We start from the raw sequence: 8,165 nt of genomic DNA on the forward strand, positions 1-8,165 counted from the left end.
AGTATATAACTTAGTAGATTGAGAATAAAGACTTTAATTTGCAGCTAAATCAGGAAAGCTTCAAATTAAACATTTATGATTATGCCATTTTAAGTTATTTTTTTAAATATTATCCTTCCCTAAAATCAATGTCAATGATGTATAGTGTTGTTAAAAAATTAGAGCAAAATATAGCTCAGTTGACAGAAGAATTAAAAAAAGAGAAAGCAGAACATCAGTGTACTAAAAATGCTCTCCAAAAAAGTGAATTACATTTAGAAACAATAATTAATCAAGCATCTATAATTATTTGGGAAGTAGATAGCAAAGGTATATTTACTTTTGCACAAGGTCAACCACAACAACCAGGAATAATACCAGAAAACTTAGTCGGATATTCCATTTTTGAACGATACAAAGAAAATCAAGAAATATTGGATAAAATCAAGTTAGCAATGGGTGGAAATGAAGTTAAATGGTTTTGGGAAGTAGGAGATATCGGATACGAAACTAGAGTAATTCCCCAAAATTCAGAAATCGGTAAAATAGAAGGATTAAGAATAATTAATATTGATATTACAGACAGCAAAATTACCAAATTAGAACTCTATAAAACTCAACAAGAACTAGAAGCAAAAGTTGTAGAAAGAACATCTGCGGTAAGAGCATCAAATGAAGAACTTATAGACGAAATTGTCAGACACAAGCAAGCGAGAGAAGAACTACTATATAGACTAAATTTTGAAGAATTAATTACAACTCTATCAACCCACTTTATTAATTTAGCCCCCGACGAAATTGATCAAGGTATTCAAGTAGCTCTGGAATGGATAGGAACCTTTAGCGGAGTCGATCGTAGCTATGTATTTTTATTGGATGAAACAGGTAACTATATCAATAATAATTACGAGTGGTGTGCCACGGGAATTAAGCCACAAATTCAACAAAGAAAACAAATACCAATTACAGCATTAGGAGAATGGGAAGAGGAAATACAGAAGCTAGAAACAATTTATATTCCCAGTACAGCTAAACTTTCAAAAGAAAAATGTATGACTAAAAAAATTTTGCGCTCCCAATCCATAAAATCTCTAATTGTTGTACCAATGACATATTGTGGCATTTCTATCGGATTTTTAGGTTTCGACTCAGTTAGAGAAGAAAAAAACTGGTCAGAAGATATTATTGCTCTGTTAAGAATTATGGGAGAAATGTTTATTAATGCTCTAGAACGAAAACGAGTAGAACAAGCATTAGCAGAAAGTGAGAAAAAATATAGGCATCTAGTAGAAACTTCCCAAAATTTAATTTGGTCTCTGGATATTCAGGGGCGTTTTACTTTTGTTAATCAAGCAGCTAAACATATTTATGGTTATGAACCAGCCGAAATAATAGGTCGTTTCCTGACAGATTTTATTTATCAAGAAGAAGTAGAAAAAATTACACCAATACCAATTTTTGATCGAGACAATTTATCAACTTTTCAGTGGGAAACAATCCATAAACGCCAAGACGGAAATCCTGTATATCTTAACTTTAATGCAATTACTTTAAAAGATGAATTTGGAAATTTTCAAGGTGTTATTGGTACCGCTACAGACATAACTGAACAGAAAAAATCAGAAGAAGCTCTTCAAAAAGCTAAAGACCAGCTACAAGCAGTTTTGGATGCTGTACCTTGGTTCATTTCTTGGATTAGTTCAGACTTACGATATATAGGGGTAAACAAGAAATTAGCAGGTAGTTTTAATTTACTCCCAGAAACATTTATTGGTCAAGAAATAGGTTTTCTGGGAAGTAGTTCAGAGTTCGTTAAATCTATTAATGAATTTTTTGCTAGCTCAGAACAACAAATGTCTCAGGAAGTTGAAACTAAAGTGAATGGTACTGTAAAAAATTACCTGATTGTAGTTCAGAAATATGATCGAGGAAAAGCAGTAGTTTCAGTGGGAATAGATATTAGTGATCGGAAACAAGCAGAAGCAATGAATATAAAGTTAATTACTTCACTCAAAGAATCTGAAAGAAAGTTTCGGAGNTTGCTAGCTCAGAACAACAAATGTCTCAGGAAGTTGAAACTAAAGTGAATGGTACTGTAAAAAATTACCTGATTGTAGTTCAGAAATATGATCGAGGAAAAGCAGTAGTTTCAGTGGGAATAGATATTAGTGATCGGAAACAAGCAGAAGCAATGAATATAAAGTTAATTACTTCACTCAAAGAATCTGAAAGAAAGTTTCGGAGTCTTTATGAAGCGACAAGTGATGCTGTAATTCTACTAGATGAAAAAGGATTTATTGATTGTAATAGTGCTACTTTAACTATGTTGAGTTTGAATCAAAAAGAAGAATTTTTGACTAGAAAATTAACAGATTTTTATCCAGAATATCAACAAAATGGGCAACCATCACAACAGTTACTTAAAAGAAAAATAGCTAAAGCAATATGTAAAGGGAATAATCATTTTGAGTGGATTATTAAGAGAACAGATAATTCAGAATTTCCAGTAGAAGTTTTGTTAACTGCCATGAAAGTAGGAGATATTTCTGGAGAGAAAAAGTCATTCAAAAATAGAGTTATCCAAGCTGTAATTCGTGATATTACAGAACGGAAACGAAATGAGGAACAAATTAAAGCATCCTTAGCAGAGAAAGAGGTACTTTTAAAGGAAATTCATCATCGGGTGAAGAATAATCTACAAGTAATTTCTAGTTTATTAAGATTACAGTCAAGATATATTGAAGATGAAAATGTTATGGAAATGCTAAAAGAGAGTCAAAACAGAGTTAGATCGATGGCTCTTGTTCACGAACATCTCTATCAATCAAAAGATTTATCCAGAATTGATTTTAGTGAATATATTCGCAACCTAGCTTCTCATATATTCAAAGCTTATGAAGTTAAAGCAAGAGGAGTAAAATTAAATGTCAAAGTAGTTCCTGTTTTCTTAAATATTGACACCGTAGTTCCCTGTGGTTTAATAATTAATGAGCTTGTTTCTAATTCTTTTAAGTATGCTTTTACAGAAGAATCTTTAGGAAATATTTCTATAGATTTCAATTATGAGCATAATAATGAAAATAAATTTATTCTCCAAGTTGGTGATAATGGCATTGGTTTTCCAGAAGGTTTAGACTATAAAAATTCTGGTTCTTTAGGATTACGTTTAGTTTGCTCATTAGTAAGACAACTTAAGGGAGAAATTGAGAGAGTTAATGCAGTAGGAACAGTTTTTAAAATAACTTTTTAAGGAACAGGGAACGAGGCTTTAGAGAGTGTTTGTAAACTAAAGATTAAGACGGCCAGAGAGCTTAATGTTCGGTGGGTGGGGTGCGAAAAGTTAAATTTTGGTTACGATTGATGGTTATGGTCGCCTCACCCTCCCCACCCTACGCCTGGATTTAATATTCCTTTTACAAACAGTCTCTTAGTGATTTATAAGAAACTAAATTAGTCCATAGATAATACCATTTCTCAAAAACTTTATCTATTTCAGAGTAGGGGAGTAGGGGAGTGTAGGGACCTTGGATGCAACGTCCGTACCGGAGAAGCAAACATAAGAATAATTAATATTAAACTAGCTAAAATCAGCAAAAAAATCATTCTGATTGTCTCGATCAGTTAATAACTGAAGTACCGCCCAAGTATAGCAATAATGCATGGGAATTGGTATAATACAGTTCAGTTAAAGATTTTTTTTGCAGTTTTGTAATCTCAAGAGGTACTCTAACAATTCCATACTATCGGAGTTTTAGTCTTACCTGTTTGCGCAGTATTTCCTAGGAAACCTTATTGTTTTATAATTATATGTTCCTCCTAACTATTCTTGACTCCCCTACTCCCTAATTAATCTTATCTATTTGTGCAGCATTCCGTAGGAAACCTTATTACTTTATAATTATATGTTCCTCCTAACTACTCTTGACTCCCCTACTTCCTAATCCCTAAATAATAATAAATTATACAGGTGCATAAATAATGTCAAAATCAAAAATTATGATTGTTGAAGACGAAAGTATTATTGCTGAAGATTTAGCAGATAGTCTGAGAACCATGGGATATACAGTTGTTGATATTGTTTCTTCCGGCGAAGAAGCAATTTTAATGGCAGCAGAAAAGCAACCCAATTTAATATTAATGGATGTAATGTTACAAGGAGAAATGGATGGAGTAACAGCAGCAGAACAAATTCAGTCAAACTTACAAATACCCATAATATTCTTGACAGCTTACACCGATAATAAAACCCTACAAAGAGTAAAAGCAACAAATCCTTTTGGTTATATTGTTAAACCCTTTGAAGAAAGAAACTTACATTTAACAATTGAAATAGCTCTGCAAAGGCATCAGTATGACCCAATAACTCTATTACCAAATCGTTCTTTATTTAGAGCCAGACTAAATGAAATTTTATCCCAGAAAAATCAAGCTAGTTTAGAAGATTTATGTAATATCAAAAAATCTGATAAATATCAAAATTTTTCCAAAATACCTATCTTCTATATTAGCTTAGATCGAATTAATAGAATTAAAGTAACATTGGGTAGTAAAAATGGAGAGTTGGTGTTATGTAATATNTCAATTTGCGATAAAACGGTGCCGAAAAGATTTATGTAATATCAAAAAATCTGATAAATATCAAAATTTTTCCAAAATACCTATCTTCTATATTAGCTTAGATCGAATTAATAGAATTAAAGTAACATTGGGTAGTAAAAATGGAGAGTTGGTGTTATGTAATATGGCGAAAAGAATTCAAGATTCTATTACTGGTATTGATATGTTAGCTCGTTTGGAGGCTGCTGAGTTTGCTACAATTATGAAGCCAGTAAAAGAAAAGGAAGATGCTATTAATGTAGCTCAATCTATTTTAGATATAATCTCTCAACCAATGGTTTTAGAAGGGTATGAAGTTTATATTACTGCTAGTATAGGAATTACATTTTATCCATTAGATAATATAGAAGTAGATGAACTGCTAAAAAATGCTAATGCAGCAATGTATCATGCTCAACAAAAAGGAGGAAATAATTATCAATTGCATAAGTCAGAAGCAGTTATAATTTCTCTAGAACAACTAGCCTTAGAAACCAATTTGCGTAATGCTTTAAAACGCTCAGAATTTCAAGTTTATTATCAGCCAAAAGTTAATCTTATGACTGGTAAAATTACTGGAGCAGAGGCTTTAATTCGTTGGTATCATCCAGAAAAAGGCTTGATTTCACCAGCAGAATTTATCCCCTTAGCAGAAGAAACAGGGTTAATTATTTCCATAGGAGAATGGGTATTGCGTACTGCTTGTAATCAAACAAAAATTTGGCAAGAAGCAGGTTTTTTACCATTCCAAATAGCAGTTAACTTATCTAGGCGTCAATTTGTTCAGAAAAATCTGCAAGAACGAATTATTAAAATTCTCGAAGAAGTAGATTTAAAACCTAATCACCTAGAATTAGAAGTCACAGAAAGCTTAGTTATGCAAAACGAAAGAGCTGCAAGTAGAATGATGAAATCATGGCAAAAGTGTGGAATTAAAATATCAATAGATGATTTTGGTACAGGATATTCATCCTTAAGTTATCTCAGAGAGTTTCCATTTGATGTGATTAAAATAGACAGAAGTTTTATTCGTAATATAATTGCAGATAGCAAGACAGAAGCAATTACAATAGCAATTATTCAAATGGCTCATAGTTTAAACCTAAGAGTAGTTGCCGAAGNAAGTGTGGAATTAAAATATCAATAGATGATTTTGGTACAGGATATTCATCCTTAAGTTATCTCAGAGAGTTTCCATTTGATGTGATTAAAATAGACAGAAGTTTTATTCGTAATATAATTGCAGATAGCAAGACAGAAGCAATTACAATAGCAATTATTCAAATGGCTCATAGTTTAAACCTAAGAGTAGTTGCCGAAGGAGTAGAAACACAAGCAGAATTAGACTTTCTTCGGAAGCACAAATGTGACGAAATTCAAGGTTATTTATTCAGCGCACCATTACCTACATCCAAGTTTGAACAATTATTAAAAGAAGGAAAAAAGTCAATTTAAAATTTGAGTTGACAGAGGCACTGGGAAAGTCCGGGAAGTGTGGGAAGTGTGAGAAGTGTAGGAATAGGCAAGGGGAGTCAATAGGATGTGTAATTAATTTTAGAGTCATTTCACTTTAGATTGAGACAAAGCTTTCTTGCTATGAGGGAGTTTCAGACTTAAAAACGTCTCATTTTTAAGTTAAACTACTATACTTATATACTTATGAACTTATTACAAAAAATCACTTTCATTAATTCTAAATTCTAAATTATACTCGTCGAAAGCCACCAACCAAAACCCAAACCTAACCCAGAAATAATAGCCAAAATCAAAAAAGTAAAAAAGCCATTAAACAACTCTATCAACTTTTCTCCAGCCACCATTTGAGCAATTACTCCAGCCACAATACCAATAGCTACCCAAGACCCAATAATAATATCAGGTCCAGCACTAACCAAAGCGATCGCCACCTTCTTAGACCGAGCAGAATTCCAAGCAGCAGACCAAGCACCAACCCAAGCCCCCAAAACAAAGCCCAACATATTACCAACACCAGTACCAGTCTTTGAACCAATCACAGCATCAACTATTGTCCCAAAAACAAATCCTCCAGCAGCCCAAACAATTGAACCAACCACAACCAGCAATATATTTTCAGCCCCATTGCCAGCCAAAAACCCCACCAAAGCAACTACTCCACCAATAGTCACTACAGCAGCAACAGTTCTTGCCTTTGGTTCAGTACCAGCTATTACCCCCAGACTACATCCCCCCATAGCCCATGCCATAGCAGTTGTGATACCCCCCACATAATTTCCAGCTATCCAACCTGCTCCACCACCAGCACCCAACATAGCGATCGCCCAACACCTCTGGGAACTTGACCCCTCAATTGCCAAAACAGTCATTCCCATCCATGCCACACCTTCAACTACTGCCCAACTCCAGACAGGAGCTTTAGAAATAACCAACACCCAAGCAGTCATAGCATAAAAAAGGAAAGTACCAATTAAGCTACCCCAAGGAATATCAGAAGTTGTTGAATATGGCTGACGAGCAGATGTCTGAACATATTGCTGAGAACCATAATTATCTTTTTTATAATTTTGTGGTCTTTGAGGAGACTGAGGAGGAGTCGAGGGGTTAGGAGAAGATGGAGGGCGACGTGGTGTAGGTTTTGTTTGACTAGGAGTTGGTCTTGTTGTAGGAACTTGCTGTTGAGAATCACTTAAAAAATACCGCAATTTACGGTAAGCTTCGTTAATCTCTTTCAGACGAGTTTGGGCTTTTGCTTGTAGACGAGTATTGTGGATAAAGCGATCTGGATGCCAGACAAAAGCTAAATCTCGGTAAGCTTCTTTTACTTCTTCTAGAGAAGCACCAGGTTCAAGTTCTAGAATTTTATAGTATTGGTTTATTTCATCCACATTAGAAAAATACTCAGTAGTTAGTGATATGGGGTTACTGAAAGTCTTATTTTTTTGAAGTTAGTATGATGTTTTCATCAAAACTAATCAATGATTACTTCTATTTTGACTGTAAAGTTACTAAAATGCCATATTACTCTTCTGAGTCTACAGTGCTATAAACTATAGTGCTAGAAATTAGCTCAGATTTTCTCCAAGAGGGAAAAGCAAAACAGAGGAAATTTTCTGAATTTACCAGACCTACTACCTACTTCCCCGAAAAAATCTCAATTCAAAAATCGAAATGAAATCTATTCAGCAAAACTATAACGTTATAGATATAGGTCATATTTTCCCACAGATAGAACAGCCAGACTTAGGCAATTTTCCCTTAGTCTATCTGATCTACTACCTACTCCCCGAAAAAATCTCAATTNATATTTTCCCACAGATAGAACAGCCAGACTTAGGCAATTTTCCCTTAGTCTATCTGATCTACTACCTACTCCCCGAAAAAATCTCAATTTAAAAATCGAAATGAAATCTATTCAGCAAAACTATAACGTTATAGATATAGGTCAGATTTTCCCACAGATAGAACAGCAACAGTAGAGAAAAATTGCTTCACTCTACCAGACCTACTACCTACTCCCCGAAAAAATCTCAATTTAAAAATCGAAATGAAATCTATTGAGCAAAACTATAACGTTATAGATATAGGTCAGATTTTCCCACAGATAGAACAGC

At 33.8% G+C, this 8,165-nt stretch carries 5 protein-coding genes and 1 pseudogene; 5 read left to right on the forward strand and 1 reads right to left on the reverse strand.

The window, feature by feature from the left end:
* Window positions 1-434: 434 nt before the first annotated feature.
* From AFK68_RS45875 to AFK68_RS20535, 5 genes and pseudogenes are all read left to right on the forward strand, one after another.
* Window positions 435-2,017, forward strand: a 1,583-nt coding sequence (locus tag AFK68_RS45875; protein WP_371357478.1) for a PAS domain S-box protein, incomplete at its 3' end; no start/stop codon positions are given.
* A gap of 153 nt (window positions 2,018-2,170) precedes the next feature.
* Window positions 2,171-3,229 carry a histidine kinase dimerization/phosphoacceptor domain -containing protein gene (locus AFK68_RS20520; RefSeq protein WP_246844310.1) on the forward strand — a complete coding sequence of 353 codons (1,059 nt, stop codon included), beginning with the start codon at window positions 2,171-2,173 and terminating at the stop codon, window positions 3,227-3,229.
* 746 nt (window positions 3,230-3,975) lie between these two features.
* Window positions 3,976-4,556, forward strand: a 581-nt coding sequence (locus AFK68_RS20525; protein ID WP_256386613.1) for a response regulator, incomplete at its 3' end; no start/stop codon positions are given.
* 77 nt (window positions 4,557-4,633) lie between these two features.
* Window positions 4,634-5,696, forward strand: a 1,063-nt coding sequence (locus AFK68_RS20530; protein WP_256386614.1) for a bifunctional diguanylate cyclase/phosphodiesterase, incomplete at its 3' end; no start/stop codon positions are given.
* 1 nt (window position 5,697) lies between these two features.
* Window positions 5,698-6,030 (forward strand): annotated as a pseudogene (locus AFK68_RS20535) (EAL domain-containing protein); the annotation flags it as partial.
* A 245-nt stretch (window positions 6,031-6,275) separates the two neighbouring features.
* Here the strand turns inward: AFK68_RS20535 and AFK68_RS20540 are convergent.
* Entirely contained in the window at window positions 6,276-7,439 is a 1,164-nt protein-coding gene (locus tag AFK68_RS20540) for a J domain-containing protein (protein ID WP_094674646.1), read from the reverse strand.
* Window positions 7,440-8,165 lie beyond the last annotated feature (726 nt).

It is taken from the genome of Hydrocoleum sp. CS-953, assembly GCF_002260545.1.
GTDB lineage: Bacteria > Cyanobacteriota > Cyanobacteriia > Cyanobacteriales > Microcoleaceae > Trichodesmium.